This window comes from Candidatus Pseudomonas phytovorans (assembly GCA_029202525.1).
Lineage (GTDB): Bacteria > Pseudomonadota > Gammaproteobacteria > Pseudomonadales > Pseudomonadaceae > Aquipseudomonas > Aquipseudomonas phytovorans.
Genome location: CP119325.1, coordinates 2,018,644 through 2,044,243, shown reverse-complemented (window position 1 = coordinate 2,044,243; position 25,600 = coordinate 2,018,644). Strand labels below are relative to the sequence as shown.

General features: G+C 62.4%; 24 protein-coding genes. 9 read left to right on the top strand and 15 right to left on the bottom strand.

Going from position 1 to position 25,600, the window contains the following annotated elements; genetic code table 11:
- Positions 1–18: 18 nt before the first annotated feature.
- A complete protein-coding gene (hrpA, locus tag P0Y58_09165) occupies positions 19–3,924 on the bottom strand; it encodes an ATP-dependent RNA helicase HrpA (protein WEK32343.1) in 3,906 nt (1,301 codons plus the stop codon).
- Positions 3,925–4,460: 536 nt separating this feature from the next.
- On the opposite strand from hrpA, the gene P0Y58_09160 reads away from it, so the two are divergent.
- A complete protein-coding gene (locus P0Y58_09160; protein ID WEK32342.1) occupies positions 4,461–5,825 on the top strand; it encodes a glutamine synthetase family protein in 1,365 nt (454 codons plus the stop codon).
- A gap of 24 nt (positions 5,826–5,849) precedes the next feature.
- The gene (locus tag P0Y58_09155; protein WEK32341.1) at positions 5,850–7,157 is read left to right on the top strand and encodes an FAD-binding oxidoreductase; all 1,308 of its coding nucleotides are present in this window, start codon (positions 5,850–5,852) and stop codon (positions 7,155–7,157) included.
- Positions 7,158–7,284: 127 nt separating this feature from the next.
- Here the strand turns inward: P0Y58_09155 and fadD1 are convergent, their stop codons facing one another.
- Both fadD1 and fadD2 read right to left on the bottom strand, forming a co-directional pair.
- A complete protein-coding gene (gene fadD1, locus P0Y58_09150) occupies positions 7,285–8,982 on the bottom strand; it encodes a long-chain-fatty-acid--CoA ligase FadD1 (GenBank protein WEK32340.1) in 1,698 nt (565 codons plus the stop codon).
- 357 nt (positions 8,983–9,339) lie between these two features.
- On the bottom strand, positions 9,340–11,025 hold the full coding sequence (fadD2, locus tag P0Y58_09145) for a long-chain-fatty-acid--CoA ligase FadD2 (GenBank protein ID WEK32339.1): 1,686 nt from the start codon (positions 11,023–11,025) through the stop codon (positions 9,340–9,342).
- A 218-nt stretch (positions 11,026–11,243) separates the two neighbouring features.
- Here fadD2 and P0Y58_09140 point away from each other — a divergent pair, with 218 nt between their 5' ends.
- Together P0Y58_09140 and P0Y58_09135 are read left to right on the top strand one after the other, a co-directional pair.
- Positions 11,244–12,188 (top strand): lysophospholipase, encoded by a 945-nt coding sequence (locus P0Y58_09140; GenBank protein ID WEK32338.1) that lies wholly within the window; start codon positions 11,244–11,246, stop codon positions 12,186–12,188.
- Between the two features lie 34 nt (positions 12,189–12,222).
- Positions 12,223–12,693, top strand: a complete 471-nt coding sequence (locus P0Y58_09135; GenBank protein ID WEK32337.1) for a MaoC family dehydratase — start codon at positions 12,223–12,225, stop codon at positions 12,691–12,693.
- A gap of 126 nt (positions 12,694–12,819) precedes the next feature.
- Here the strand turns inward: P0Y58_09135 and P0Y58_09130 are convergent, their stop codons facing one another.
- The 5 genes from P0Y58_09130 to P0Y58_09110 form a co-directional block, all read right to left on the bottom strand.
- Positions 12,820–14,058 (bottom strand): RNA polymerase sigma factor, encoded by a 1,239-nt coding sequence (locus P0Y58_09130; GenBank protein ID WEK32336.1) that lies wholly within the window; start codon positions 14,056–14,058, stop codon positions 12,820–12,822.
- Complete coding sequence (locus P0Y58_09125) at positions 14,058–14,543, bottom strand: SRPBCC family protein (protein WEK32335.1); 486 nt, start codon at positions 14,541–14,543, stop codon at positions 14,058–14,060. The genes P0Y58_09130 and P0Y58_09125 overlap by 1 nt, the downstream gene beginning before the upstream one ends.
- A 21-nt stretch (positions 14,544–14,564) precedes the next feature.
- On the bottom strand, positions 14,565–14,909 hold the full coding sequence (locus P0Y58_09120) for a YciI family protein (GenBank protein ID WEK32334.1): 345 nt from the start codon (positions 14,907–14,909) through the stop codon (positions 14,565–14,567).
- A 44-nt stretch (positions 14,910–14,953) separates the two neighbouring features.
- Positions 14,954–15,379 carry a nuclear transport factor 2 family protein gene (locus P0Y58_09115; protein ID WEK32333.1) on the bottom strand — a complete coding sequence of 142 codons (426 nt, stop codon included), beginning with the start codon at positions 15,377–15,379 and terminating at the stop codon, positions 14,954–14,956.
- 263 nt (positions 15,380–15,642) lie between these two features.
- Positions 15,643–15,900, bottom strand: a complete 258-nt coding sequence (locus P0Y58_09110) for a DUF2790 domain-containing protein (GenBank protein WEK32332.1) — start codon at positions 15,898–15,900, stop codon at positions 15,643–15,645.
- Positions 15,901–16,221: 321 nt separating this feature from the next.
- Here P0Y58_09110 and P0Y58_09105 point away from each other — a divergent pair, with 321 nt between their 5' ends.
- A complete protein-coding gene (locus P0Y58_09105) occupies positions 16,222–16,626 on the top strand; it encodes a GNAT family N-acetyltransferase (protein ID WEK33298.1) in 405 nt (134 codons plus the stop codon).
- Here the strand turns inward: P0Y58_09105 and def are convergent.
- From def to P0Y58_09090, 3 genes are all read right to left on the bottom strand, one after another.
- Positions 16,581–17,117 carry a peptide deformylase gene (gene def, locus P0Y58_09100; GenBank protein WEK32331.1) on the bottom strand — a complete coding sequence of 179 codons (537 nt, stop codon included), beginning with the start codon at positions 17,115–17,117 and terminating at the stop codon, positions 16,581–16,583. The two genes, P0Y58_09105 and def, sit on opposite strands and share 46 nt — an antisense overlap.
- Entirely contained in the window at positions 17,114–18,073 is a 960-nt protein-coding gene (locus P0Y58_09095; protein ID WEK32330.1) for a YihY/virulence factor BrkB family protein, read from the bottom strand. Before P0Y58_09095 ends, def begins: the two co-directional genes overlap by 4 nt.
- A 218-nt stretch (positions 18,074–18,291) precedes the next feature.
- On the bottom strand, positions 18,292–18,471 hold the full coding sequence (locus P0Y58_09090; GenBank protein ID WEK32329.1) for a CsbD family protein: 180 nt from the start codon (positions 18,469–18,471) through the stop codon (positions 18,292–18,294).
- 365 nt (positions 18,472–18,836) lie between these two features.
- On the opposite strand from P0Y58_09090, the gene P0Y58_09085 reads away from it, so the two are divergent.
- Positions 18,837–19,217: a hypothetical protein gene (locus P0Y58_09085; protein WEK32328.1), complete on the top strand. Its 381-nt coding sequence runs from the start codon at positions 18,837–18,839 to the stop codon at positions 19,215–19,217.
- Between the two features lie 5 nt (positions 19,218–19,222).
- Here the strand turns inward: P0Y58_09085 and P0Y58_09080 are convergent, their stop codons facing one another.
- A complete protein-coding gene (locus P0Y58_09080) occupies positions 19,223–20,059 on the bottom strand; it encodes a S1-like domain-containing RNA-binding protein (protein WEK32327.1) in 837 nt (278 codons plus the stop codon).
- Between the two features lie 130 nt (positions 20,060–20,189).
- On the opposite strand from P0Y58_09080, the gene P0Y58_09075 reads away from it, so the two are divergent.
- The gene (locus P0Y58_09075) at positions 20,190–21,050 is read left to right on the top strand and encodes a DUF6279 family lipoprotein (protein WEK32326.1); all 861 of its coding nucleotides are present in this window, start codon (positions 20,190–20,192) and stop codon (positions 21,048–21,050) included.
- Between the two features lie 67 nt (positions 21,051–21,117).
- Here the strand turns inward: P0Y58_09075 and aceK are convergent, their stop codons facing one another.
- A complete protein-coding gene (gene aceK, locus P0Y58_09070; GenBank protein WEK32325.1) occupies positions 21,118–22,827 on the bottom strand; it encodes a bifunctional isocitrate dehydrogenase kinase/phosphatase in 1,710 nt (569 codons plus the stop codon).
- Positions 22,828–23,075: 248 nt separating this feature from the next.
- On the opposite strand from aceK, the gene P0Y58_09065 reads away from it, so the two are divergent.
- Together P0Y58_09065 and P0Y58_09060 are read left to right on the top strand one after the other, a co-directional pair.
- Positions 23,076–23,951 (top strand): DMT family transporter, encoded by an 876-nt coding sequence (locus P0Y58_09065; GenBank protein WEK32324.1) that lies wholly within the window; start codon positions 23,076–23,078, stop codon positions 23,949–23,951.
- Between the two features lie 13 nt (positions 23,952–23,964).
- Positions 23,965–24,423 carry a DUF4265 domain-containing protein gene (locus P0Y58_09060; protein WEK32323.1) on the top strand — a complete coding sequence of 153 codons (459 nt, stop codon included), beginning with the start codon at positions 23,965–23,967 and terminating at the stop codon, positions 24,421–24,423.
- 3 nt (positions 24,424–24,426) lie between these two features.
- On the opposite strand, the gene P0Y58_09055 is transcribed toward P0Y58_09060, so the two are convergent.
- Both P0Y58_09055 and P0Y58_09050 read right to left on the bottom strand, forming a co-directional pair.
- Positions 24,427–25,308, bottom strand: coding sequence for a DMT family transporter (locus tag P0Y58_09055; GenBank protein WEK32322.1), 882 nt, complete (start codon positions 25,306–25,308; stop codon positions 24,427–24,429).
- Positions 25,309–25,422: 114 nt separating this feature from the next.
- Positions 25,423–25,584 carry a hypothetical protein gene (locus P0Y58_09050; protein WEK32321.1) on the bottom strand — a complete coding sequence of 54 codons (162 nt, stop codon included), beginning with the start codon at positions 25,582–25,584 and terminating at the stop codon, positions 25,423–25,425.
- Positions 25,585–25,600: the final 16 nt, after the last annotated feature.

Below are 25,600 nucleotides of genomic sequence, written 5' to 3'. Positions count from 1 at the left end.
TGCCACAAATCAAGGAAGTTAGCCTTCCACCTGGCTCCACTGTTTGCTCAATCTTTTGTCGGAAATCGGCACCTTGGTCCCCAGTTGCTGGGCAAACAGCGACACCCGGTATTCTTCCAGCCACCAACGGTACAACGTCAGTTGCTCATCACGCTTGCCCTCTTGGGCATGCTTGTCGGCACGGGCCTTGTACTGCGCCCAGAGGTTGCTCAGCTCGCCGCTCCATACCCGGTCCTTCTGCACCTGCGAACCCAGCTTCTCCAGGCGCAGCTCCACCGCCTTGAGGTAGCGTGGCAGCTCCTTGAACCAGGCCCCAGGCGTTTCGCGCACAAAGCCTGGATACACCAGGTTGGCCAACTGCTGCTTGATATCGTTCAGCGCCACCGCCTGGCTCAGGTCGATCTTGCCCTTGAAGCGCTTCTGCAGCCCATGCCACAGCTTCAGCACTTCCAGGGTCTGCCTTGCCAGGCGCTCGGCATGCTCGGCCCAGCCGCCACGCTTGCGTTCGGCCAACCCGGCCAGCGCCGCGCCATCGCGTGGCAGCGGCTGTTCGCCTTCAAGGATGCAGCTGTCCAGGCTGGCCAGCAGAATGTCCTCGACCAGCGCTTCGACCCGCCCAAGTTCGCGGTACAGCAGGCCCAACTCGGTCAGCCCTGGCAGCTTGCCACGCAGGAACTTGGCCGGTTCGGCCAACTGTTGCAACAGCAGGCGCTGCAAGGCGCGGCGGTGCTGGAACTCGGCCTCGGCCTGGGTCGAGAATCGCCCTTCGCGCACGGTACCGTTCTCGTCCACCAAGGCCGGATAAACCGTCATCGAGAGGCCGGCGATTTTCTGCTGAGTACTCTGTGCCACTTCGCTGAAGGCTTTGGCTTGTACCGGCTTTTCGGTGTCCGCACTGCGTGGTACGGCCAGCGCCGCCTGGCTGGCGGCGACAAAGCGGGCAGTCAGCTCTGCCAGGTCTCGGCCTTCACCCAGGAATTTGCCTTGGCCATCGACCACCTCGATGTTCATGCGCAAGTGGCCTTCGACCAGATTGACGGACTCGGCCCACGCCTCATCAGACACGCGCACACCGGTCATGCGCAACAGCTCCTGGCCCAGGGCCTGTGGCAATGCGCCCTGGCCAAAGGTCATGCGCGCCAGCGACGCCTTGACGAAGTCGGGCACCGGCACAAAGTTCTTGCGCAGGGCCTTGGGCAGGTTACGCACCAGCGCCACGCACTTGGCTTCGAGCAAGCCCGGCACCAGCCATTCCAGTCGTTCGCCCGGCAGGTTTGGCAACAGCGGTGCAGGAACGCGCACGGTCACGCCATCACGGGGGTGGCCCGGTTCGAAGTGGTAAGTCAGTGACAGGCGCAGCTCGCCCACCTGCAGGGTGTCGGGGTATTGCGCCGCAGTGACTTCGCTGGCCTCGCGGGCCAGCACGTCCTCTTCACGCATGATCAGCAGGTTGGCGTCCTTCTGGCTACCCATGCGGTACCAGGCATCGAAGGTCGCGGTCTGGTGAACCTCTTCGGGCAGGCGCGCTTCGTAAAACGCATACAGCGTCTCTTCATCGGCCAGGATATCGCGCCGACGCGCTTTGGCCTCCAGCTCATCGAGCTGCTCCAGCAGGCGCTTGTTGGCCGCCAGGCACTTGGCCCGGGACTGGATTTCGCCGCCCACCAGGCCTTCACGGATGAACAGCTCGCGTGAGGTGACCGGGTCGATCGGGCCGAAGTGCACCGGCCGGCGACCGACCAGAATCAGGCCGTACAGGGTGATCTGTTCAAAGGCCACCACCTGCCCGCGCTTCTTCTCCCAGTGCGGTTCGAAGTGGTTCTTCTTGACCAGGTGGCCAGCCAGCGGCTCGATCCAGTCAGGTTCGATCTTGGCGACCATGCGCGCGTATAGCTTGGTGGTTTCGACCAGCTCGGCAGCCATCACCCACTGCGGGCGCTTGCGCCCCAGGCCTGACGACGGGTGCACCCAGAAGCGCCGCTGACGGGCACCTTGGTAGTCGCCCTCTTCGGTCTTCTGGCCGATCTGGCTGAGCAGGCCGCTGAGGATGGCCTTGTGCATCTTCTGGTAGTCGGACGGTTCCTTGTTCACCGTCAGCTGCAGTTCACGGCAGATCAGTGCCAGCTGGCGATGGGCATCGCGCCACTCGCGCAGGCGCAGGTAGTTGAGGAAGTTCTTCCGGCACCAGCTGCGCAGCGGGTTGGCGGTCAGTGCCTGGCGCTGCTCTTCAAAGCCGCGCCACAGGTTGACCAGCGCAGCGAAATCGGAGTCCACATCCTTCCACTGCGCGTGCGCTTGGTCGGCTGCCTGCTGGCGCTCCGGCGGGCGTTCCCGCGGGTCCTGCACCGACAGCGCACTGGTAACGATCAGCACTTCCTGCAGGCTGCCCTGGCGGGCGCCCTCCAGCAACATGCGGCCCAGCCGCGGGTCGATCGGCAAACGCGCCAGCTGCCGGCCAAGCGGGGTCAGCTGGTTCTCGCGGTTGACCGCTGAAAGCTCCTGTAGCAAGTTGAAGCCGTCGCTGATGGCCTTGCCATCTGGCGGCTCGATGAACGGGAAAGCATCGATCGCGCCCAGGCGCAGGTGCAGCATCTGCAGGATCACTGCCGCCAGGTTGGTGCGCAGGATCTCTGGATCAGTAAACGCTGGTCGGCCGTTGAAATCCTCTTCGCTGTACAGGCGCACGCAGATGCCCGGTTCGACCCGGCCGCAACGGCCCTTACGCTGGTTGGCGCTGGCCTGCGACACAGCCTCGATCGGCAGGCGTTGGACCTTGGCGCGGTAGCTGTAGCGGCTGATACGCGCGGTGCCGGTATCGATCACATAGCGAATGCCAGGCACAGTCAGCGAGGTTTCCGCGACGTTGGTGGCCAGGATTACCCGGCGCCCAGTGTGCGACTGGAAGATGCGCTGCTGCTCGGCCGGTGACAGGCGTGCATACAGTGGCAGGATCTCGGTATGGCGCAATTGCGCCTTGCGCAGGATCTCGGCGGCATCGCGGATTTCCCGCTCGCCCGGCAGGAAGATCAGTACATCGCCTGGCCCCTTGCCCTCACTGCGTTCATGCTGCGCCAGCTCATCCAGGGTCGCGAGAATGGCCTGGTCGACGGTGAGGTCGTCCTCGATCTGGTTGCCTTCCTCGTCCTGCTCGCTGGTCAGCGGGCGATACCAGGTTTCCACCGGGAAGGTACGCCCGGATACCTCGATGATCGGCGCGCCGTCGAAGTGTTTGGAGAAGCGCTCCAGGTCGATGGTCGCCGACGTGATGATCAGCTTCAGCTCTGGCCGGCGGTGCAGCAGGGTCTTCAGGTAGCCGAGCAGGAAGTCGATGTTCAGGCTGCGTTCGTGGGCTTCGTCGACGATGATCGTGTCGTAGCGCTCGAGGAAGCGGTCGTGCTGGGTTTCGGCCAGCAGGATGCCATCGGTCATCAGCTTGACCAGGGTGTTCGCATCGCTCTGGTCTTCGAAACGCACCTGGTAGCCGACCAGCCCGCCCAGCGGCGTGCCCAGCTCTTCGGCAACCCGCGCCGCCACGCTGCGCGCGGCGATCCGGCGCGGCTGGGTATGGGCGATCAGGCCATGGCTGCCACGGCCCAGCTCCAGGCAGATTTTCGGCAACTGGGTGGTCTTGCCTGAACCGGTTTCACCGGCGATCACCAGCACTTGGTGTTCGGCCAGGGCCTTCTTGATTTCATCACGCTTGGCGGCGATCGGCAGGTTGTCGTCGTAGCGCACGGTCGGCACGCTCTGCTGGCGCGCGGTGACTTTGGCACAAGAGGCCTGGACCTTTTCCACCCACTGCGCCAGCTTCGCCTCGTCGGGGCGCTTGCGCAGTTCGTGCAATTGCCGGCGCAGGCGATGGCGGTCGGCGATCATGGCGTGGTCGAGGTTTTGCAGCAGTTTGTCGATGGCGTGGTCAGTCATGGGGCTTTTTAGTGATGCAGGTGAGCCTGCTTTTTCATGATCGGCATTCGGAAAGTCGGGCGATTGTCGCAGATTTGCGGATTCTCTGCTGCCTGTGCCGGCCTCTTCGCGGGTAAATCCGCTCCCACAGAGACCTCATAGGATTCAGCCCTGATGCAATTCTGTGGGAGCGGGTTTACCCGCGAAGAGGTCATCTGCAACGGCACAAATGTTTAGCCAAGTACGATGTAAAGGTTGCCATTCACTGCTTTAATCAACCTTATGCCGCATGTGAGTATCAAAGGCATGACTCCCGCCCAGCCCATTGCCCCACCGTCTTCCCGCCCTTCGCTTCCGAAGGCCCGGAGCCGTGCCGGGGAAAACCCGCTGGTGCACATCATCCTCGCCTTCTGGGCTTTGTGGCACTGCCGCCACGCGCGCCCACCAGACACTTCGCCCACGCCATTTTGACCAAACCCGGCCTGCGTCTGGCCGTTTGACTCAACTGGACCGCGCTATTTGCGCGAAAGTCCTGTGCGCCCGTGAGCGAAATCATCATGCACTTTGCACCTGTAGAGCAGGCTTCCCGTTTCCTGGCTGAAAACCCCGATATCGAGCTGTTCGAACTGTTCATCCTCGACGCCAATGGCGTACCGCGCGGCAAGCTGTTGCATCGCGAGGAACTGCTGGCCGTGTACCAGAGCGGCCGGCCGTTGCCCAGCACCATCCTCGGCCTGACCATGAACGGCGACGACGTGGAAAACTCCGGCCTGGTGTGGGACGTGGGCGATATCGACTGCCGCGCCTACCCGCTTGAAGGCAGCCTGGTACGCCTGCCGTGGCGCCGGGTGCCAACCGCCGCCGTGCAGGTCAGCATGCACCCGAGCGAAGGCCTGCCAGCCAGCATCGCCGACCCGCGCCACGTTCTGCTGCGCACTATCGAGGCACTGAAGGCCGACGGCTACCACCCGGTGATGGCCTGCGAACTGGAGTTCTACCTGCTCGACCAGAAGCGTGACGCCCAGGGCCGCCCGCAACCGGCACTGGACAATGATGGTGGCCGCCCGCGTAGCACCCAGGTCTATGGCCTGCGTGAACTGGAGCAGATCGAGCCATTCCTGGCCGACCTGTACGCCGCCTGCAAGGCCCAAGGTATTCCGGCGCGTACGGCAATTTCCGAATACGCTCCCGGCCAGGTTGAAATCACCCTCGAACACGGCGATGCCCTGCAGGCGATGGATCAGGCCGTGCGCTACAAACGCCTGGTGAAAGGCGTGGCCCACGCCCACGGCATGCAAGCCTGCTTCATGGCCAAGCCGTTCGCGCAACAGGCCGGAACGGGCATGCACATGCACCTGAGCCTGGCCGACAGCGCTGGCAACAACCTGTTCGCCAGTGAAGACAAAGCCGGCACCCCGCTGCTGCGCCAAGCGGTGGCTGGCATGCTGCGCCACCTGCGCGAATCGCTGTTGCTGTTCTGTCCCAACGCCAACTCGTTCCGCCGCTTCCAGGCCAACAGCTATGCACCCCTGGCGCCCACCTGGGGCGTCGACAACCGCACCGTGAGCCTGCGCGTGCCAGGCGGCCCGGCCAACAGCCGGCATGTGGAACACCGCATTTGCGGCGCCGACGCCAACCCCTACCTGGCTGCGGCGGCAATACTTGCCGCCAGCCACCGTGGCATCCGCGAACAACTGGATCCAGGTGCACCGGTGGAAGGCAACGGCTATGCCCAGGCCACCGAACACCTGCCCACCGACTGGCTGACCGCCCTCGACGCCCTGCAGCATTCGCATTGGGCCCGCGAAGCATTGGGCGAGGACTTCCTAGGCGTGTACCTGAAGGTCAAACGCGCCGAGTACCGCCAGTTCATGGCCGAAGTCAGCGAGCAGGACTGGCGCTGGTACCTGCACCAGGCCTGAGCCCCTACATAACAAGGAACACCCATGAACGCAGCATTGAACAAAGGCCCGGCGCAGCGTGCGCCGTCCTACTACAGCGCCACCCTCAACGACCACACCGAGTACCCGCAGCTCAGAGGCACGGTGCAGGTGGATGTGGCGATCATCGGCGGGGGCTTCACCGGCGTGGCCACGGCAGTGGAACTGGCCGAACGCGGCCTGAAGGTCGCCATCGTCGAAACCAACCGCATCGGCTGGGGCGCCAGCGGCCGTAATGGTGGCCAGGTCACCGGCAGCCTGTCGGGCGACGAGGCCATGCGCACGCAGATGCGCAACCACCTGGGCGCCGAGGTCGACGACTTCATCTGGCACCTGCGCTGGCGCGGGCACCAGGTGATCGAACAGCGCGTGGCGCGCTATGGCATCGACTGTGACCTCAAGCACGGCCACCTGCATGCGGCAATGAAACCCTCGCACATGAACGAGCTGCGCGCATTCGAGGCCGAGGCCCGCCGCCGGGGCATGGGCGAGCAGGTGCAGTTGCTCGACCGCGCTGCAGTGGCCGAGCACCTGCAAAGCCCGCTGTATCTAGGCGCGTTGAAGAACCTGCGCAACCTGCACCTGCACCCGCTCAACCTGTGCCTGGGTGAGGCCCGCGCTGCCCATAGCCTGGGCGCACTGATTTTCGAGAACTCCGAGGTGCTGGACATCGTCCACGGCCCACGCCCGGCAGTGGTCACTGCCCACGGCCGGGTCGAGGCACGCCAGGTGATGCTGGCCGGCGATGTGTATCACAAACTGGAAAAACGCCAGCTCAAGGGCAAGATCTTCCCGGCCATGGGTGGCATTGTCACCACCGCGCCGCTGGGTGACCTGGCCGAGCAGATCAACCCGCAGGACCTGGCGGTATACGACTGCCGGTTCGTGCTCGACTATTACCGCCTCACTGCCGACAAGCGCCTGCTGTTCGGCGGCGGCGCCAACTATTCCGGCCGTGACTCACGGGATATCGAAAGTGAGCTGCGCCCGTGCATCGAACGCACCTTCCCGGCATTGAAAGGCGTGCCGATCGAGTTCCAGTGGAGCTGCGCCATGGGCATCGTGGTCAACCGCATTCCGCAGCTGGGCAAGCTGTCGGACAACGTCTGGTACTGCCAGGGTTATTCGGGGCACGGCATTGCCACCAGCCACATCATGGGCGAGATCATGGCCGAGGCGCTGACCGGGACGCTGGAGAAGTTCGACACCTTTGCCCAGTGCAAGCATGTGCGGGTGCCGATGGGCGACTTGCTGGGGAACCCGCTGCTGGCGGCGGGGATGTGGTATTACCAGATGCTTGAGAAACTGCGCTGATTTCACTGGCCTTTTCGCGGGTAAACCCGCTCCCACAGGATTTGCACAACCTTTGAGAGTTGCACAGAACCTGTGGGAGCGGGTTTACCCGCGAAGAGGCCAGTAAAGCCAGCCGAGATTCAGAAGGTCAGGCGATCTTCTTCAGGCCCTGCTTTTTCAGCTCTTCATCACGCAGTTCGCGACGCAGGATCTTGCCCACATTGGTGGTCGGCAGCACGTCACGGAACTCGATCAGGCGCGGGACCTTGTAGCCGGTAACGTTGGCACGCATGTGCTCCATCACCTGCTCTTTGGTCACGGTCATGCCGGGCTTGACCACGATGAACACCTTGATCACTTCACCCGACTTCTCGTCCGGTACGCCGATGGCCGCGCACTGCAACACGCCCGGCAAGGCCGCCAGCACGTCTTCCAGCTCGTTGGGGTACACGTTGAAGCCCGAGACCAGGATCATGTCCTTCTTGCGGTCGACAATGCGCATGTAACCGTCCGCCTGGATCAGCGCGATATCGCCGGTCTTCAGCCAGCCTTCGCTGTCGAGGATCTCGGCGGTGGCGTCTTCGCGCTGCCAGTAGCCCTTCATCACTTGCGGGCCCTTGACGCACAGCTCGCCCACTTCGCCAAGCGGTAGCTCGTTGCCGGCATCATCGATGATCTTGCACAGGGTCGATGGCACCGGAATGCCGATGGTGCCCACCTGGTTCGCTTCTGCCGGGTTGACCGCCGCCACAGGACTGGTCTCGGTCATGCCATAGCCTTCGCAGATGGCGCAGCCGGTAACGGCCTTCCAGCGCTCGGCCACGCTCAGTTGCAGGGCCATGCCGCCCGACAGGGTGATTTTCAGCGCCGAGAAGTCCAGGGCACGGAACGCCTCGTTGTTGCACAGGGCAACAAACAGGGTATTGAGGCCGACGAAGCCGCTGAACTTCCACTTGCCCAGTTCCTTGACCATGGCCGGCAGGTCACGGGGGTTGCTGATCAGTACGTTGTGGTTGCCGATCAGCATCATGGCCATGCAATGGAAGGTAAAGGCATAGATGTGGTACAGCGGCAGCGGAGTAATCAGGATTTCGCAGCCTTCGTGCAGGTTCGAGCCCATCAGCGCCCGGCACTGCAGCATGTTGGCCACCAGGTTGCGGTGGGTCAGCATCGCGCCTTTGGCCACGCCGGTGGTGCCGCCGGTGTACTGCAGCACGGCCACGTCGTTGGCCTGCGGGTTGGCCTCGGTCACCGGCTGGCCCTTGCCCAGGGCCAGGGCGTCATTGAAGCGCACGGCGCGCGGCAGGTTGTAGGCCGGCACCATCTTTTTCACATACTTGATCACACTGTTGATCAGCAGGCGCTTGAGCGGCGGCAGCAGGTCGGCCACTTCGGTGACGATAACGTGCTTGACCTGGGTCTTGGGCACCACCTTCTCGGCCAGGTGGGCCATGTTGGCCAGGCACACCAGGGCCTTGGCCCCGGAGTCGTTGAACTGGTGTTCCATCTCCCGCACGGTGTACAGCGGGTTGGTGTTGACCACAATCAGCCCGGCACGCATGGCACCGAAAACCGCGACCGGGTATTGCATGACGTTGGGCAATTGCACGGCAATGCGGTCACCGGGCTTGAGGTCGGTATGCTGCTGCAGCCAGGCGGCAAATGCCCCGGACAGCGCATACAGCTCGCCATAAGTGATAGTCTTGCCCAGGTTGCTAAAGGCCGGTTTGTCGGCAAAGCGTTGGCAGGATTGCTTGAGTACCGCCTGGATATTGGGGAATTCGTCAGGATTGATTTCCGCCGTGACCCCGGCTGGGTACTTATCCTTCCAAAAATTTTCGATCATGGAAGCCCACTCCTTCAGCAACAGCGAAGTTCGATTGGCGCGTCGATGCGCTTATTATTGATATGCGATGCCGGTTCGTTGCAAACCGGATCATCTGAATGCGGGCCGAGCGTAACAGCTTTGAATGGGGTCGCCTAGAGGCCAGAACAGGCTTGGCGGTCACAAAAATGACTCAATGAACAATACAAGTCATTTTTAGAGTAATTATCCAAAATGTCGCAGATTGGGCTGTAATTGGCCTGCCAGACCGGTTCAGAGGCATTCGCGGGTGAACCCGCTCCGACAGGATCACCACAATGTCCGATGTTGTGGTGATCCTGTGGGAGCGGGTTCACCCGCGAAGAAACCAATCCGGTATCAGGCTATATCACGCAGCTCCCGCCGCAGGATCTTGCCCACCGGCGTCATCGGCAACGACTCGCGCAGCACGATGTGCTTGGGCACCTTGTAGCCGGTGAAGTTGGCCTTGCAGTAAGCCTTGAGTTCTTCAACACTCAGCCCGTCGCGCGGCACCACAAACAGCTTCACCGCCTCGCCGGAGCGCTCGTCCGGCACGCCGATGGCTGCACAGTTGGCGACCTTGGGGTGGCCCATCACCACGTCCTCGATCTCGTTGGGGTACACATTGAAACCCGAGACGATGATCATGTCCTTCTTGCGATCGACGATCCGGGTGAAGCCGTCCGGGTCGATGATGGCGATATCACCGGTCTTGAACCAACCGTCTGCATCCAGGGCCTGGGTCGTGGCCTCGGGCTGCTGCCAGTAACCCTTCATCACCTGCGGCCCCTTGATGCACAGCTCGCCCCGCTCGCCCAACGGCAATTCGTTGCCGTCATCGTCGATCACCTTGAATGCGGTACCCGCCACCGGGATGCCCACCGTACCCAGGCGCGCCAGATGGCCATAGGGATTGGTGCTGGCCACCGGCGAGGTTTCAGTCAAGCCATAGCCTTCGACAATGCGGCACCCGGTAAGGGCTTCCCAGCGTTCGGCGGTGGCCTTGACCAGCGCCGTGCCACCCGAGTTGGTCACCTTCAGGGCCGAGAAATCCAGTTGGCGGAAACCCGGATGGTCCATCAACGCAACAAACAGGGTGTTCAGCCCCAGTAGCGCGGAGAAACGCCACTTGCCCAGCTCCTTGATGAAACCGGAGATGTCCCGTGGGTTGGTGATCAGGACGTTGTGGTTGCCGGTGACCATCATGCACATGCAGTTCGCGGTAAAGGCATAGATGTGGTACAGCGGCAGGGGCGCGATCATCACCTCCTGGCCGTCCTTGAGCAGCTTCTGCCCGTCGGGGCCATGCTGCGAAAAACAGGCCAGCACCTGCAACATGTTGGCGACCAGGTTGCCATGGGTGAGCATGGCGCCCTTGGCCAGGCCGGTGGTACCGCCGGTGTACTGCAGCACGGCAATGTCGTCCAGGCTCAACGGCACCGGCTTGGGCGACTGCTCGCGGCCCTGGCGCAGCACCTGCTTGAACGATATCGCCTGGGGCAGCTGATAAGCCGGCACCATCTTCTTGAGCTTGTCGACCACCGTGTTGATCAGCCAGCCCTTGGCGGCGGGCAACAGGTCGCCCATCTTCGCCTCGATCAGGTACTCGATGCCGGTATCGGGCAGCACCTCCTGTACACGCTTGCCGAACATGTTCAGGTACACCAGCGCACGTGCGCCACTGTCCTTGAACTGATGGCGCATTTCCCGCTCGGTGTACAGCGGGTTGGTGTTGACCACGATCAGGCCGGCACGCATGGCACCGAACACGGCGATCGGGTATTGCAGCACGTTGGGCATCTGCACGGCGATGCGGTCGCCGGGTTTGAGGTCGGTGTGCTGCTGTAACCAGGCAGCGAAGGCTGCCGAGTGGCGCTCCAGCTCTGCGTAAGTGAGGGTTACGCCAAGGTTGCTGAACGCCGGGCGGTCGGCAAAGCGCTTGCAGGAGCGCTCGAACACCTCGACGACCGAGGCGTAGGCATTGATGTCGATGATGGAAGGCACGCCCGCCGGGCGCTTGTCATTCCAGAAGTCGGCTTGCATTTATTATTGTTCCTCTGCCTGGACCTGCACTGCGTCCTTTAGTCCTTTACCTGATCGCCTGCTGGCAAAAAGGCGTTGATCCGACGTTAGCAGGTAAGCCCGAGGCGGCATATACGCCAAGTGCCGCCATTAACATTGTGAATCTTATTTGTGCCCTTCCTGCAATCCGCCCGGTTGTGCATACACTGTTCGGGTAACTGTGCGCACAAGGACCCGCCATGCCCCACGACGCCTTTTGGCTGCCCGCCAGCGAGCACTGCAGCCTGCACGTGCACCAATGGCTGCCGGCCACACCGGTAAAAGCCGTGGTGTTGCTGGCCCATGGCATGGCCGAGCATGCCGGGCGCTACCAGCGCCTGGGGCACGCACTGAGCGAGGCCGGCTTTGCCCTGTTCGCTGCCGACCAGCGCGGCCACGGCCGCACCGCCGAACGGGGCAGCCTCGGCCTGTTCGCCCGCCATCATGGCTGGAATGCCGTAGTCAACGACCTCGGTCTGCTGGCCCAGCACATCGGCCAGCAGTACCCGTGCACACCGCTGTTTCTGTTCGGCCACAGCATGGGCAGCTATATCGCCCAGGCCTACCTGCTGCACCACAGCGCCAGCCTGCACGGGGCGATTCTCAGTGGTTCCAACTACCAACCGGCGGCGCTGTACCGCGTGGCGCGGCTGATTGCCCGGCTGGAGAGCTGGCGCCAGGGGCCGCAGGGCAAGAGTGCGCTGATCGAATGGTTGTCGTTCGGGTCATTCAACAAAGCCTTCAAGCCCAACCGCACGGCGTTCGACTGGCTCAGCCGCGACCCCACCGAGGTCGACCTGTACGTCAACGACCCCTTGTGCGGCTTTCGCTGCAGCAACCAACTGTGGCTCGACCTGCTGCAAGGCTTGGCGCAGATCAGCCAGCCGAGTAACCTCGCGCAGATCGATCCGAACCTGCCCATGCTGGTGATCGGCGGTGAATGTGATCCGGTCAGTGCCGGCAAGCGTCTCACCCATCTGGCCGACGCCCTGCGCGCGACCGGCAATAGACATGTACAGCTGCGCGTCTATCCTGAGGCGCGGCATGAAGTACTCAACGAAACCAACCGTGACGAGGTCACCGCCGATATTCTCGGCTGGCTTGAACAGGCGCTGGCCCTTGGCCGCCCTGTGCGCAGTGAATGATAGCCGCCCTCGCCCGACGCTTAAGGAAGCACCGATGTCCCAGGTCACCAACACGCCTTACGAAGCCCTCGAAGTTGGCCAGACGGCCGAGTACAAGAAGTCCGTTGAAGAACGCGACATCCAGCTGTTCGCTGCGATGTCCGGTGACCACAACCCGGTTCACCTGGATGCCGAGTTCGCCGCCAAGAGCATGTTCCGCGAGCGTATTGCCCATGGCATGTTCAGCGGCGCGCTGATCAGTGCAGCCGTGGCCTGCACCCTGCCAGGCCCAGGCACCATTTACCTGGGCCAGCAGATGAGCTTCCAGAAGCCGGTAAAAATTGGCGACACCCTGACCGTGCGCCTGGAAATCCTCGAGAAGCTGCCCAAGTTCAAGGTGCGGATCGCCACCAATGTGTACAACCAGAACGATGAGCTGGTCGTTCAGGGTGAAGCCGAGATCCTGGCGCCGCGCAAGCAGCAGACCGTCGAACTGGTGTCGCCGCCGAATTTTGTGGCTAGCTGAAGATTGATGTAGCCAGTGCCGGCCTCTTCGCGGGCATGCCCGCTCCCACAGGGACCTCACAGGATTCAGCCCTGAAGCAATCCTGTGGGAGCGGGCGTGCCCGCGAAGAGGCCGGCACTGCAAACATCATTCGGTGACCTGTAACCGCCGCTCGATATGCCTGCGCTCCGGCGCCTGTCGGGTCAGCGCCAACGCCTGTTGCCAGGCCGCACGCGCCTCCTCCACCTGCCCCAGCTGATAATGCAACTCGCCCCGCGCCGCGTGCGCCAAGTGATAATCCAGCAGTTCACCGCGCGCCAGAATCCCCTCGACGGCCCGCAAGCCAGCCTCCGGCCCGTCCCGCTTCGCAAGCGCCACCGCCCGGTTCAGCTCCACCACCGCTGACGGCCAATGCCGCTGCAACACGTCATACAGCCCGACAATCTGCGCCCAGTCCGTTTCTTCAGCCGTTGCTGCTTCAGCGTGCACCGCGGCTATCGCCGCCTGCACGGTATAGGCTCCAAACGCCCGGCTTTGCAGGGCCTGGCGCACCAGCACGCAGCCTTCGTCAATCCGTTGCCGGTCCCACTGGCGGCGGTCTTGCTGTTCCAACACCACAAGGTTGCCTTGGGCATCGGTGCGCGCTTGCTGTCGGGACGCCTGCAGCAGCATCAGCGCCAGCAGGCCGACCGCTTCCGGGTCAGGCAGCAGCTGCACCAGCAACCGCGCCAGGCGGATGGCTTCATCGCTCAGCGCTTGCTGCAGCAGCGCCTCGCCCGATGACGCCGAATAGCCTTCGTTGAACACCAGATAGATCACCCGCAACACACTTTCCAGGCGCTCGGGCAGTTCGTTCAGTTCCGGTACCTGGTACGGGATGCCGGCATCGCGGATCTTGGCTTTGGCGCGGACGATACGCTGGGCGATGGTGGCGGGGCTTTGCAGGAAGGCGCGAGCGATTTGCTCGGTGGTCAGGTCGCAGACTTCGCGCAGCGTTAGCGGCACCTGGGCATCGGCCGAGAGTGCCGGGTGGCAGCAGGTAAAAATCAGCCTCAAGCGGTCATCCGCCAGCAGCTCTTCTTCGCTGGGGTCCTGTGCCTGGCTGTCGAGCAGCATACTCAGGTCTGCCTGGGAACGGTCGAAACGGGCGCGTCGGCGCAGCGCATCGATGGCCTTGAAGCGCCCGGTGGAAACCAGCCACGCCCGTGGGTTATCGGGGATGCCGTCGCGCTGCCAGCGCTCGACGGCGATGAAGAAGGCATCATGCATGGCCTCCTCGGCCAGGTCGAAGTCACCCAGCAGGCGGATCAACGTCGCCAATATACGTCGCGACTCCCGCCGGTACACCGCCTCGACTTCGGCGCGCACTTGCGCCAGTGCCGTCATCAGTCGGGCATCCGCTGGGTCACCACCTCCACCAGGCGGTCCAGGCTTTCTCCCCAGCCTTGGTAGAAGCCCATTTCTTCATGGGCGCGGCAGTCAGCGGCATTCCAGTGCCAGGCGCGGGCGGTGTAGCGGGTTTTGCCCTGCTCGTCGTCAAAGCTGATCACGGCGGTCATAAAAGCCTTGTCCGACGGTACCCAACCGGGGCCAAAGGCATCGGTGAATACCAGGCGGCGCGGCGCGGCAATTTCCAGAAATACGCCCTGGGTCGGGTATTCGCTGCCGTCCGGAGCCCGCATCAGGGTGCGAAAGACACCGCCGGTCCACAACTGCATCTCGCACTCCGGGGTGGTCATGCCGTGCGGCCCCCACCACTGCATCAGCCACTGGGGCTCGGTCCAGGCACGAAACACTCTCGCTGGTGGTGCGTCGATCAGCCGGCTGATAGCCAACTCGTGTTGCGCTTGCGCGGGGTGTGCAAGGCTCATGCTGAGGGTTCTCCGTAGCTGTCAGGGTTGCAGTTCGCGTACCGGTCGCACCTCGACACTGCCGACCCGTGCCGCCGGGATGCCCTTGGCGATGTTCAGCGCTTCGTTCAGGTCGCGTGCCTCCACCAGGTAAAAGCCGGCGAGTTGCTCCTTGGTTTCGGCAAACGGGCCGTCGGTCAGGCTCATGTGCCCGTTTCGCACGCGCACCGTGGTGGCGGTCTGAACAGGCTTGAGCGCCTCGGCCGCCAGCATTCGCCCCGTGCCATGCACGGCTTCGGCGTAGGCCATGCACTCGGCGTCTTCCGGGCTGTCGGGCAGGCTGTGCAACAGCCCCTCGTCACAATAGACCAGGCACAGGTATTTCATGGTCGCCTCCAGGGCATCGGCAAAGTGCGTTTGGCGATAACGGCTCAGGGCTTGAGATCGAACAGGGCTTTTTGCGTTTCCATGTCGAAGGGTGCCGACCAGTGTTCGTGGACGACCTGCCACTGGCCACCTTGACGACGATAGCCCACGGTGGCGCGCATGAAGCCACACTGGCTTTCGTCGTCGCCCGGCCCGCAACGGTTCAGCCAGTGCGCCAAGGCCAGATCGCCAGTGGTGTGCACGGTGAGTTCGGCCAGTTCAAAGACCATGGGCCCGGTACACATGCCCATGCACATTTCCCAGTGCGCCGTGTAGGCGGCTTTGCCTTTGAATTGCAGGGCCTGGATGGCATCGAAGGCCACGATATCTTCGGCATACGGGGCGGTGATGTTGGGGATGTCGCGATCGCGCACGGCCTGCATCCAGCGCTCGATCAGTTGGCGGATCTCGGTTTCGGCGGTGCTACTCATCGGGGGTTCCTCCGACAGGACATAGGGTTTTGGCACGGCGTGCAGCGTGCCTTCATCTATGGTCGAACGGGAATCGGAGGAATCGACAGGTGTTGGAAGTTATTTTGAGTTGATGGTGCTCTTGAGAGATTGCATCAGGGCTACCAAGTGCACGCCTTCGGTACTTTGGCGCCTGTGACACCGAGCGCCGCGCGGGCGGCGCTCGATCTTACAGCCCATGAAAGTGCCGTGGCAGGCACTAGAAAGCCCGCGCTTTCTATCGATCAACCCTGCTGGCAACCCTCACCCATGGCCCGGTACTGGATGGTGTGCACCTGGCCCTGGTGGTCTTCATAGGTCATGGTCGCAGGTACCACTTCGCAGACATTGGGGATGGTCGACAGGTTGATCACCCGTTTGATGTCCAGGTTCATGGTGTAGTCGTACTGCTGGGCCACAGGCTCGTTGGAGACAGGTTTGGCCTCGTCGGCGAGGGCGAACGAGGACATACCGACCAATGCAAGAATCAGTAATGGTTTCATGTGGGTTTGCCTTTTGAGCATTCAAGCTGATCGATTGACTTCTATTGCCGTAACCGGCGCGGAGAAGTTGCCATCTACGGTGAAGATGGCACGAAGTACCGATCCCGCTTCTTACTGCCAGGGGGGATGTGTAAAAGTCTACTCCCGGCTGGCAATAGTTGAACCCTTTGCTCGGATATTCACACTTGCCGAATTTGCAACAATCTGCGTCAAATTGGCCGCAACCTCTCAGGCCAGAGCCTTTGGCCAGCTTTCAGGGAAGCACCTGCCATTTCATTAAAAAATATTCACTGCTTGACACTCTCGGCCACAGAGCGCCGGCTGCTGGACCACTTTTACCGCCAACACGCCTCGCGCATGCGTGCTGCAAGCGACGCTGAACTGTGGGTGGCGCGCGCGCCAGGCATCGTTGCAGGTTTGAGCCTGAGTGCGGTGGGCCAAGGCTTATGGCTGACGGGGCTGTTCGTCGACCCGCAACAGCGCGGCCAAGGGGTGGCCGGGCGGTTGATCGAAGCGGCACTGGAGCAGGCACGCGGGCCGACATGGCTGTTCTGCCACCCGGACCTGGCGCCGTTCTATCAGCGCCTGGGGTTTCACCTGGCCGGGCGACTGCCCGAAACCCTGGCCAGCCGGCTGCAGCGCTACCAGCGCAGCAAATGCCTGGTAGCCCTGCAGCGGGGTCAGTCGTCGCTGACCTCAAGCCCGGGGAACAGCACGTCGGTGTAGCCGAACCTGGCAAAGTCCTGGATACGTGACGGATACAGCCGGCCGATCAAGTGGTCGCACTCGTGCTGCACCACCCGGGCATGGAAACCGTCGGCAAAACGGTTGATCGGGTTGCCTTGGGGGTCGACCCCTTCGTAGCAGATATGCTTGAAGCGTGGCACCACACCCCGCAGGCCCGGCACCGACAGGCAACCTTCCCAGCCGTCCTCCACTTCGGTGGACGTCGGCGTGATGACCGGGTTGATCAAAATGGTTTGCGGCACCGCTTCGGCATCCGGGTAGCGCTCGCTGCGCTCGAAACCGAAAATCACCAACTGCAGGTCGATACCAATCTGTGGGGCAGCAAGACCTACGCCGCCTACATGGCGCATGGTTTCGAACATGTCATCGATCAGCTGCTGCAGTTCGACGGTGCCAAGCATGTGCTCGGGCACTGGCGGGGCGATGCGCAGAAGGCGTTCGTCGCCCATCTTCAGGATGTCACGGATCATCTGGGGTTTGGCTCAGAAGGTTGGGGCTGGCTAGGTTGCGGGTGTTCATGGCCCAGCACGGTGATGGTTTCCGGGGCCTTGTGCCCTTCGAAATCCTTCTCACCCGGGTTCTTGCCCTCGCTCGACATGTGCTCGATCACCGCGTTCATCTCCGCGCCCAGCAGCAACACGGCAGCGGAAATATAGAAATACAGCAAGAGCACGATGATTGCACCAATGCTGCCGTACATGGCGTTGTAGTCGGCAAAGGTTTTCACGTAGTAGGCAAAGCCCAGTGAAGCCACGATCCACACCACCACCGCCAGCACCGAGCCGGGCGTGATGAATCGAAACTTCTGTTTCACGTCCGGCATCACGTAGTAGATCAGGGCCACCGCCACCATCAGCAGCATGATGATCACCGGCCAACGCAGGATGGTCCAAAGTGTGACGATGAACTCCTGCATGCCGATCTGGGCGGCGATCCATTCCATCACTTGCGGGCCCAGTACCATCAGTGCTGCGGCGGCCAGCAGCATGCCGGCCAGGCCGACGGTGTAGAAAATGGAAAGCGGAACGCGCTTCCATACCGGACGGCCTTCGGGCACATCGTAAGCGGCGTTCATCGCGCTCATCATCAGGCGCACGCCGGCCGAGGCGGTCCATAGGGCGATCACGATACCCACCGACAACAGCCCGCCTTTGGACTGCTGTAACTGGTCGATCACCGGGTTGACCTGTTCCAGGGCCTGGGGTGGCAATACCAGTTCCGATTGCAGGCGCAGCCACGAAAAGAAGTCGGGCAAATGCAGGAAACCAATCAGGGCAATGAGGAACAGCAGGAAAGGGAACAACGAGAACAGCGCCTGGTAAGCCAGCGCGGAGGCATAGGTGGACATCTCGTCATCAAGAAATTCCTTGATGGTGCGCACCAGTACGCGGTGCAAGGGCAGGCCCTGCAGGGCGGGAAAAATCATAGCGTCTCCTTTCGCCGCTCGATCGATTCAACAGACAAGTCTAATAGACCGCGCCGTTGCTGTGCTGCTCCCGGCCATATTCGGAGAATTTGCTTACAACAGTGCCGGCCCCTTCGCGGGTGAACCCGCTCCCACAGAGACCGCGCAAGCTTCGAATGCTGCGCAGTACCTGTGGGAGCGGGTTCACCCGCGAAGAGGCCGACACAGGCCACCTCAAATCAAGGCTTCTTCACTGCATCCTTCACATTGCCCTTGATCTGCTGCGCCTCGCCTTTAAGCTCCTGGGCCTTGCCCTCTGCCCGCAGCTTGTCGTTGTCGGTCACCTTGCCAACACCCTGTTTCACGTTGCCGATTGCTTCGTTGGCCAGACCTTTCGCTTTGTCTTTAGTACCGCTCATGGCAAAACTCCTGCAAATGGAGACACGTGAACCGTGTCGACAGAAGGTGGACTCACCACCCTCGCCCGGAGTTTCACTGGATTTTGCAGGCAGAAGCCCAGCGGTAAAAAACACGGGCGGATACTTCACCCCATCGCCCCAGCAACTTTAGGCAGCCTATGCGATCCCCGTAAGCGCTGTAGAGGTCTGACTAAACTGACTGCTTGATTGAATCAACCCCCTCGATTCCTCGGGCTGGATTGTGCCCCTGTGGAAGCGGATACCGCGAAAGGGCCGGCACAGGCGCTGTAACTCACAAACCTTGCCCCGCCCGGTGCCACCCCTCACAATGCAGGCCTTCATAGCGTCAACCCGCAGGAACCTGCATGAAACTCGACAAACCCGCCGCCATCGCCCGGCGCAACGAAGCACTGGCCAAGCCGGTGCTGACCAGCAGCAACACGCTGTTCGCCATCCTGGACAACAAACGCAACCTGTGGTGGTTCGAAGTGCCCGTGGCACTGCTGGGCAAGGGCCAGGCCGACTGGGTCAACCTGCTGCTGCACACGCCGGAAAGCGACGAACTGCAGCACCTGAAGGTGCCCACCAACTTCCTCAAGGCTCACCTGGAGCAAATGGAAGTGCGCAAGCCCGGCAAGCGCCGCTCGACCATCAGCCTGGCCCTCAGCGCCGACCGCGACTCGCTGCTGCGCGACACCCGTCCGGGCGGCGAGCAGCTGGACTTCCGCAACTTCGTGCAGGCGTAAGGCGGTCAGGCCTTTTCAATACGATCGTCATGGATGACGATCAGGCCCTGCTTGAACAATGCGCCAATGGCCTTCTTGAAATTGCCCTTGCTGACGTTGAACAGCTTGCTGATCAGCTCCGGGTCGCTTTTGTCGCACACGCCCAACACCCCGCCTTCAGCCTCCAGGCGCGCCATGATCTGCTCTTGCAGGCTGTCGGCCAGGGCCGCACCTACCGGTTGCAGGCTCAGGGCAATCTTGCCGTCGTGGCGCACTTCCTTGATGAAACCTTTCTCGTGCATGCCCGAACGCAGGAACTTGAACACCTCGTTCTTGTGGATCAGGCCCCAATGGCGGTTGTTGATGATGGCCTTGAAGCCCATCGGCGTTTCGCCGGCCACCAGCAGCTCGACCGGCTGGCCGACCTTGTAGTCGGCCGGGGTGACGTCGAGGTAACGGTCCAGGCGCGACGTGGCGGTGATGCGGCGGGTGCGTTTGTCCAAGTAGACGTGCACCACGCAATAATCGCCGATCTTCAGCTGCCGGGCCTCTTCCGAGTACGGCATCATCAGGTCCTTGGACAGGCCCCAGTCCAGGAAAATACCGGCACCGTTGATGTCCTTGACCTTGAGGCTGGCAAACTCACCCACCTGCACCTTGGGCTTCTCGGTGGTGGCGATCAGCTGGTCTTCGCTGTCCAGGTAGATGAAGACGTTCAGCCAGTCATCCACTTCGGTCTCGGCGTTTTTCGGGATGTAGCGCCCGGGCAGCAGAATCTCGCCGTCGGCGCCGCCGTCCAGGTACAGGCCGAATTCTACGTGTTTCACAATTTGCAAACTGTTGTAACGCCCAAGCAGAGCCATTTCTGATGATCCTCAAGACAAGGCGGCTATTCTACACCTGAAGCCACCACATGACCCGACCACTGATACAGTGGAACTGCCAGCCCGCCCTTGCGTCTACCCTCTGGCCAGACTGAGGAAGGAACAGCACATGCCGCTACGCCTGCCCAAAGCCCTGCTCATCGCCATCGGCTTCGCCCTGGCCTTGGCCGCCTGCAGCCGTATCGACCTGGCCTACCGTAACCTCGACCGCCTGGTGCCGTGGTCGCTGGGCGATTACCTGGACATGAACAGCGAACAGAAGGCTTTGCTCGACGACCGCTTGCGCGAGCACCTGGCCTGGCACTGCAAGACCCAACTGCCCGGCTACCTCGACTGGCTGGACCGGGTACGCGGCATGGTCGCCGATGACCAGGTGACCGACCAGGCCCTGCAGCAACGTACCCGCGAGGCCCGTGAGGCGATTGGCCGGGTGGCGGAGGAAATCACCCCGTCGGCCACCGAACTGCTGCGCGGCATGAGCGACAGCCAGGTGGCGGAAATGCGCGACGCCTTTCGCGAGGACATCAGCGAGCGCCAGAAGCAGTATGTGGATACGCCACTGCCCAAACAGGTCGCCCGCCGAACCGAGCGCATGGAGAAACGCCTGACGCCCTGGCTGGGCGAGCTGACGTCAGGGCAGAAGCAGCGGGTGCAGGTCTGGTCGCAGGCGCTGGGCGACCAGAACCGCGAATGGATCAGCAACCGTGCCCACTGGCAGCAGCAGTTGTTGCTGGCGATGAACCAGCGCAACGACGCCAGCTTCGAACCACGCCTGGCGACCCTGTTGCAGCGCAAGGAGAGCTTGTGGACGCCGCAATACCGCTCAGCGTTTCAAAATACCGAGCAGCAGGCGCGCAGTTTGCTGGTGGACCTGGTGCAGCAGAGTACCCCGCAACAGCGGCGGTTTTTACAGGACAAGTTGAGCAAGGTACGCACCGACTTCAGTGAGTTGAAGTGTTTGAAGGGGTAGTTGTGCACAGCAGGGCTGGCCTCTTCGCGGGTAAACCCGCGAAGAGGCCGGGCCTGTTAAAACACGGTCACCGGGCCCTGCGCCGGTAGGGAAACACATCAATCACCTTCCCTTCGCGAATCGCCGCCTGCAGCCCCTTCCAGTAATCCGCGTCATATAACTCCCCATGCAGGCGACTGAATAACCGCCGCTGGCCCATATCGGCAAACAGGAACGGTGGAAACTCTTCGGGGAACACATCATGCGGCCCGATGGAGTACCACGGCTCGCCCGACATCTCGTCTTCGGGATAACGCGGTGGCGGGATATGGCGGAAGTTCACTTCAGTCAAAAAGCTGATTTCGTCATAGTCATAGAACACGACCCGGCCATGGCGGGTAACGCCAAAGTTCTTCAGCAACATGTCGCCGGGGAAAATGTTCGCCGCCGCCAGCTGCTTGATGGCCAGGCCGTAATCCTCCAGCGCCTCCAGCACCTGGCCTTCACTGGCATGTTCCAGGTACAGGTTCAGCGGCGTCATGCGCCGCTCGGTCCAGCAGTGGCGGATCAATACCGTGTCACCCTCCACGACCACCGTCGACGGCGCCACCTCCAGCAGTTCGGCAAGGCACTGCGGCTCGAACTTGCCACGCGGGAAGCGAAAATCGGCAAACTCCTGGGTATCGGCCAGGCGGCCAACGCGGTCGACGCTTTTCACCAGGCGGTACTTGTCGATTACCGTGGCGCGGTCGACGGTTTTTGACGGCGAGAAGCGGTCCTTGATGATCTTGAACACGGTGTTGAAGCCCGGCAGGGTGAACACGCTCATCACCATGCCCCGCACACCGGGCGCCATGACGAAGCAGTCGTCGCTGCCGGCCAGGTGATTGATCAGTGCCCGGTAAAACTCCGACTTGCCATGCTTGTAAAAACCGATGGAGGTGTACAGCTCGGCAATGTGCTTGCCCGGCAAGATGCGCTTGAGGAAGTTGACGAACTCTGCCGGCACCGGCACATCGACCATGAAATACGAGCGGGTGAAGGAAAAGATGATCGATACCTCGGCCTCGTCGGTGATCAGCGCATCGGCCTCGATACCATGCCCTTCGCGGTGCAACAGCGGGATCACCAACGGCCACTGCTCATCGCTGTTGTGCAGCCGGCCGACCAGGTAGGCCCCCTTGTTGCGGTACAGCACTGGGGAAAACAGCTCCACCGCCAGCGTCGGGTCTTTGCACACCCAGTCGGGCAAGCTTTCGCGCAGTTGTGCCTCAAGGCGTGACACATCGCTTTCAAGGTCGCCATAGGCGAATGCATGGTCGGCGAGGATCGCCCGCAACAGGCCCTTGAGGTTGCCATTGGGGCAATAGGTAGAGGTTTGTGCAGCGCGCTGGTGGTTGCGGATCGATGGCCGGGTGGTGTGGATGAACATGCAGCCGTCGCTGATCTGGTCATGGCTGAACAGGCTGCAGAACAATGAGTTGTACCAGGTCTCTGACAGCTCATCGTCCAGGCGCGGGTCGATCAGGTGGATATAGGCACTTTTCACCAAAGGCCACTGCTCGACTTCCAGCAGCACCTCGTGATCGAACGCGTCACGCAACCAGCCGTTGACCTCGCCAACCTTCTGTTCATAAAGGTTGATCCGTGCAGCTGCTGCCCGCTGGCTGTCTTGCCAGCGCGCCTGTTCGAAACGCTCGCGGGCGCCGAGGGTGATGCGGCGAAAATGCTCGCGATAGTCGTCGAAGCCATCGAGGATCATCCGGGCGATCTCGCCGGCAGGCCAGTGCTGGGTCATGCGGGACGCCTCGGTGCGGGGTGAGATAGACAGCTTAGCCGCACTCTCGGGGCTGTGGAGCCTGTGCCGGCGTCTTCGCGGGCACGCCCGCTCCCACAGGAGTACTGCAGGGCCAGGCATTGTAGAGAACCTGTGGGAGCGGGCGCGCCCGCGAAGAGGCCGGTACAGGATTACACCGCAAGAAAGCACAAGAACCACCCCGCCCCGGTAACGTACACTCGCGCCCTGCCCTGTACCCGGAGACCGCCGTGAGCCCCATCGCCCTAGCCCGCCTGCTGACCCTTGCTGCCGTCTGGGGGGCGAGCTTCCTGTTCATGCGCATCATCGCCCCCGAGCTAGGCACAGTGCCCACCGCGTTCTTTCGCGTGTCCATTGCCTGCCTGGGCCTGATTGCCATCGTCGCCGTCGCCCGCGTGCGTTGGGACTTCCAGGGCAAACTCGGCGCCTGCCTGGTGCTGGGCATGATCAACTCCGGTATCCCTGCCACCTTCTATTCCGTTGCCGCACAGGTACTGCCAGCCGGCTACTCGGCCATCTTCAACGCCACCACGCCACTGATGGGCGTGCTGATCGGCGTGCTGTTCTTCCGTGAGCCCATGACCTTGCCCAAGCTGTGCGGCATCTTCCTGGGCCTGTTTGGCGTCGGCATCCTTAGCGGCGCCGGCCCGGTAGCGCTGGACATGGCCTTGGTGCAAGGCGCCCTCGCCTGCCTGGCGGCCACCACTTGCTACGGTTTTGCCGGCTTTCTTGCCCGCCGCTGGATCAGCGGCCTGGACAGCCGCCTGTCGGCGCTGGGCAGCATGCTCGGCGCTACCTTGCTGCTGAGCCCCCTGTTCGCCTGGAGCGCGCTGAGCCAGCCGCCCGCCAGCTGGGGCGGCTGGCAGGTGTGGCTGTCGCTGCTGGGCCTGGGCCTGTTGTGCACCGCATTCGCCTACATCCTGTACTTCCGCCTGCTGGAAGAAATCGGCCCGGTCAAAGCCAGCACCGTCACCTTCCTGATCCCGGTATTCGGCGTATTGTGGGGGGCGTGGTTGCTCGACGAACCGCTGTCGATGGCTCACCTGTACGGCGGTTTGCTGATTGGCATGGCACTGTGGCTGGTACTGCGCCCGGCGCGCAGTTGAAGCGGGGCACACGATGAACAGCGCGTACAAGAAGGTCCTGTTCCGCCTGGAACAGGACGAAAACGGTTACCCGCCGGCCTCGGTCGAGGGCCTGTGGGCCAAGGCCGTGGAAGGCGGCTATGCTGTCGACAACATTCCCTTCCATGTCTACGGCATTGCCCCGGGTGATGTGATAACCACCCGTGAAGAAAACGGCGAAGCCTGGTTCGATGCCCTGCGCAGCAGCGCCGGCAGCTCGGTGTTCCGGGTGCTGGTAAAGCCCCCGGAAACCCTGGACCAGGTACGCGCGGCCCTGCAGGACTTCGGCTGTAACTGCGAAACCGAGCAGGCCGTGAAAATGCTGGCTGTCGAGGTGCCGCCGCACCGTTCGCTCGACACCCTGCTCTACTACCTGCTCACCCAGCGCGAGGCTGGCCTGCTGGACTTCGAGGAAGGCATACTGCGCCACGCCATCCCCGAAGAGTTCCGCTAACGCCTACGCCTGCGCCAAGCGCGCGGCGGGCTTGCGAAACACGAACAATAAGCCCACCACGATCAACCCCATGCCCAACAGGCTGAGCGCTGCCAGGCGGTTGCCGAAGATCAGGAAGTCCATCACCGCAGTCACTGCCGGCACCAGGTAGAACAGGCTGGTGACATTGACCAGGTTACCCTTGGCGATCAGCCGATACAGCAGCAAGGTCGCCAGCAACGAGACCACCAGGCCCATCCACAGCAACGCGCCGACAAAACCGCCGGTCCACTCGACATGAAGCGGTTGCAAGGGGGCAAACAGCGCGCACATGGCAAAACCTGCCAGGTACTGCAACGGCAGCGTACCCATGGGGTTATCGGTGATGCGTTTCTGCAGGATCGAACCCAGCGTCATGCTGGCCAGCGCCAGCAGGGCAAACAGCATCCCCGCCAGCGAGACCCCGCCCAGGTTGATGCCTTGGTAGACCACCATGATCAAGCCAGCCAATCCCAGCCCCAGGCCGAAAAGACGGCTCCACGACCGTTGGCGCTCCATCAGCACCACAGTCAGGATGGGTTGCACCCCCATCACCGTGGCCATGACGCCAGGCGTCACGTGCGTGTTGAGCGCCAGCAAGTAGAAGATCTGATAGGCGCCGAGCAGCACACAGCCAGTACCCAGGGCACGCAGAATGGCCCCTCGGCTGCGCGGCCAGCGCAGCCCCAGCAGCGGGCCGATCAGCAGCAGGCCTGTGAGTGCCAGCGCCGAGCGTAACAGCAGGAAAGCGAACGGACTGGCATGGGCCAGGCCCAGCTTGGAAACGATGGCGCCGCTGCTCCAGAGCAGGACGAACAGGCTGGTAGTAGCCGCCGAGGCCACGGAAGATTTGGAAAAGACAGACATGGATGCACCTGTATTCGGGCAAAAAAGCCGAACGGTGGGCGTAGACTTCAGTAAGGGAAGTGGCCGACCGTATTCAGTAGGTTGCGTGTGCGAAGGGGTGCGGCCAAAAGCCGATCAGCCCAGCACGACCACGCAAGGAGGCGGAGCTACGCCGCCTACAACGCCACTGACAGGTGGTGGGTAATGACTGATCATGGCCGGCTGCTGGCTGCCACGCACGACCGTGCCCGCGACTGGCGCGATGGCAAAGCTTGTGGTGGAAGGGGTGGCGGGCATGATCGAGTCTTCAGGG

What these genes read in the sequence shown, in the direction of transcription:
- hrpA (WEK32343.1), bottom strand. Translation starts at nt 3,924, where the DNA reads ATGACTGACCACGCCATCGACAAACTGCTGCAAAACCTCGACCACGCC.
- P0Y58_09160 (WEK32342.1), top strand. Translation starts at nt 4,461, where the DNA reads ATGCACTTTGCACCTGTAGAGCAGGCTTCCCGTTTCCTGGCTGAAAAC.
- P0Y58_09155 (WEK32341.1), top strand. Translation starts at nt 5,850, where the DNA reads ATGAACGCAGCATTGAACAAAGGCCCGGCGCAGCGTGCGCCGTCCTAC.
- fadD1 (WEK32340.1), bottom strand. Translation starts at nt 8,982, where the DNA reads ATGATCGAAAATTTTTGGAAGGATAAGTACCCAGCCGGGGTCACGGCG.
- fadD2 (WEK32339.1), bottom strand. Translation starts at nt 11,025, where the DNA reads ATGCAAGCCGACTTCTGGAATGACAAGCGCCCGGCGGGCGTGCCTTCC.
- P0Y58_09140 (WEK32338.1), top strand. Translation starts at nt 11,244, where the DNA reads ATGCCCCACGACGCCTTTTGGCTGCCCGCCAGCGAGCACTGCAGCCTG.
- P0Y58_09135 (WEK32337.1), top strand. Translation starts at nt 12,223, where the DNA reads ATGTCCCAGGTCACCAACACGCCTTACGAAGCCCTCGAAGTTGGCCAG.
- P0Y58_09130 (WEK32336.1), bottom strand. Translation starts at nt 14,058, where the DNA reads ATGACGGCACTGGCGCAAGTGCGCGCCGAAGTCGAGGCGGTGTACCGG.
- P0Y58_09125 (WEK32335.1), bottom strand. Translation starts at nt 14,543, where the DNA reads ATGAGCCTTGCACACCCCGCGCAAGCGCAACACGAGTTGGCTATCAGC.
- P0Y58_09120 (WEK32334.1), bottom strand. Translation starts at nt 14,909, where the DNA reads ATGAAATACCTGTGCCTGGTCTATTGTGACGAGGGGCTGTTGCACAGC.
- P0Y58_09115 (WEK32333.1), bottom strand. Translation starts at nt 15,379, where the DNA reads ATGAGTAGCACCGCCGAAACCGAGATCCGCCAACTGATCGAGCGCTGG.
- P0Y58_09110 (WEK32332.1), bottom strand. Translation starts at nt 15,900, where the DNA reads ATGAAACCATTACTGATTCTTGCATTGGTCGGTATGTCCTCGTTCGCC.
- def (WEK32331.1), bottom strand. Translation starts at nt 17,117, where the DNA reads ATGATCCGTGACATCCTGAAGATGGGCGACGAACGCCTTCTGCGCATC.
- P0Y58_09095 (WEK32330.1), bottom strand. Translation starts at nt 18,073, where the DNA reads ATGATTTTTCCCGCCCTGCAGGGCCTGCCCTTGCACCGCGTACTGGTG.
- P0Y58_09090 (WEK32329.1), bottom strand. Translation starts at nt 18,471, where the DNA reads ATGAGCGGTACTAAAGACAAAGCGAAAGGTCTGGCCAACGAAGCAATC.
- P0Y58_09085 (WEK32328.1), top strand. Translation starts at nt 18,837, where the DNA reads ATGAAACTCGACAAACCCGCCGCCATCGCCCGGCGCAACGAAGCACTG.
- P0Y58_09080 (WEK32327.1), bottom strand. Translation starts at nt 20,059, where the DNA reads ATGGCTCTGCTTGGGCGTTACAACAGTTTGCAAATTGTGAAACACGTA.
- P0Y58_09075 (WEK32326.1), top strand. Translation starts at nt 20,190, where the DNA reads ATGCCGCTACGCCTGCCCAAAGCCCTGCTCATCGCCATCGGCTTCGCC.
- aceK (WEK32325.1), bottom strand. Translation starts at nt 22,827, where the DNA reads ATGACCCAGCACTGGCCTGCCGGCGAGATCGCCCGGATGATCCTCGAT.
- P0Y58_09060 (WEK32323.1), top strand. Translation starts at nt 23,965, where the DNA reads ATGAACAGCGCGTACAAGAAGGTCCTGTTCCGCCTGGAACAGGACGAA.
- P0Y58_09055 (WEK32322.1), bottom strand. Translation starts at nt 25,308, where the DNA reads ATGTCTGTCTTTTCCAAATCTTCCGTGGCCTCGGCGGCTACTACCAGC.
- P0Y58_09050 (WEK32321.1), bottom strand. Translation starts at nt 25,584, where the DNA reads ATGCCCGCCACCCCTTCCACCACAAGCTTTGCCATCGCGCCAGTCGCG.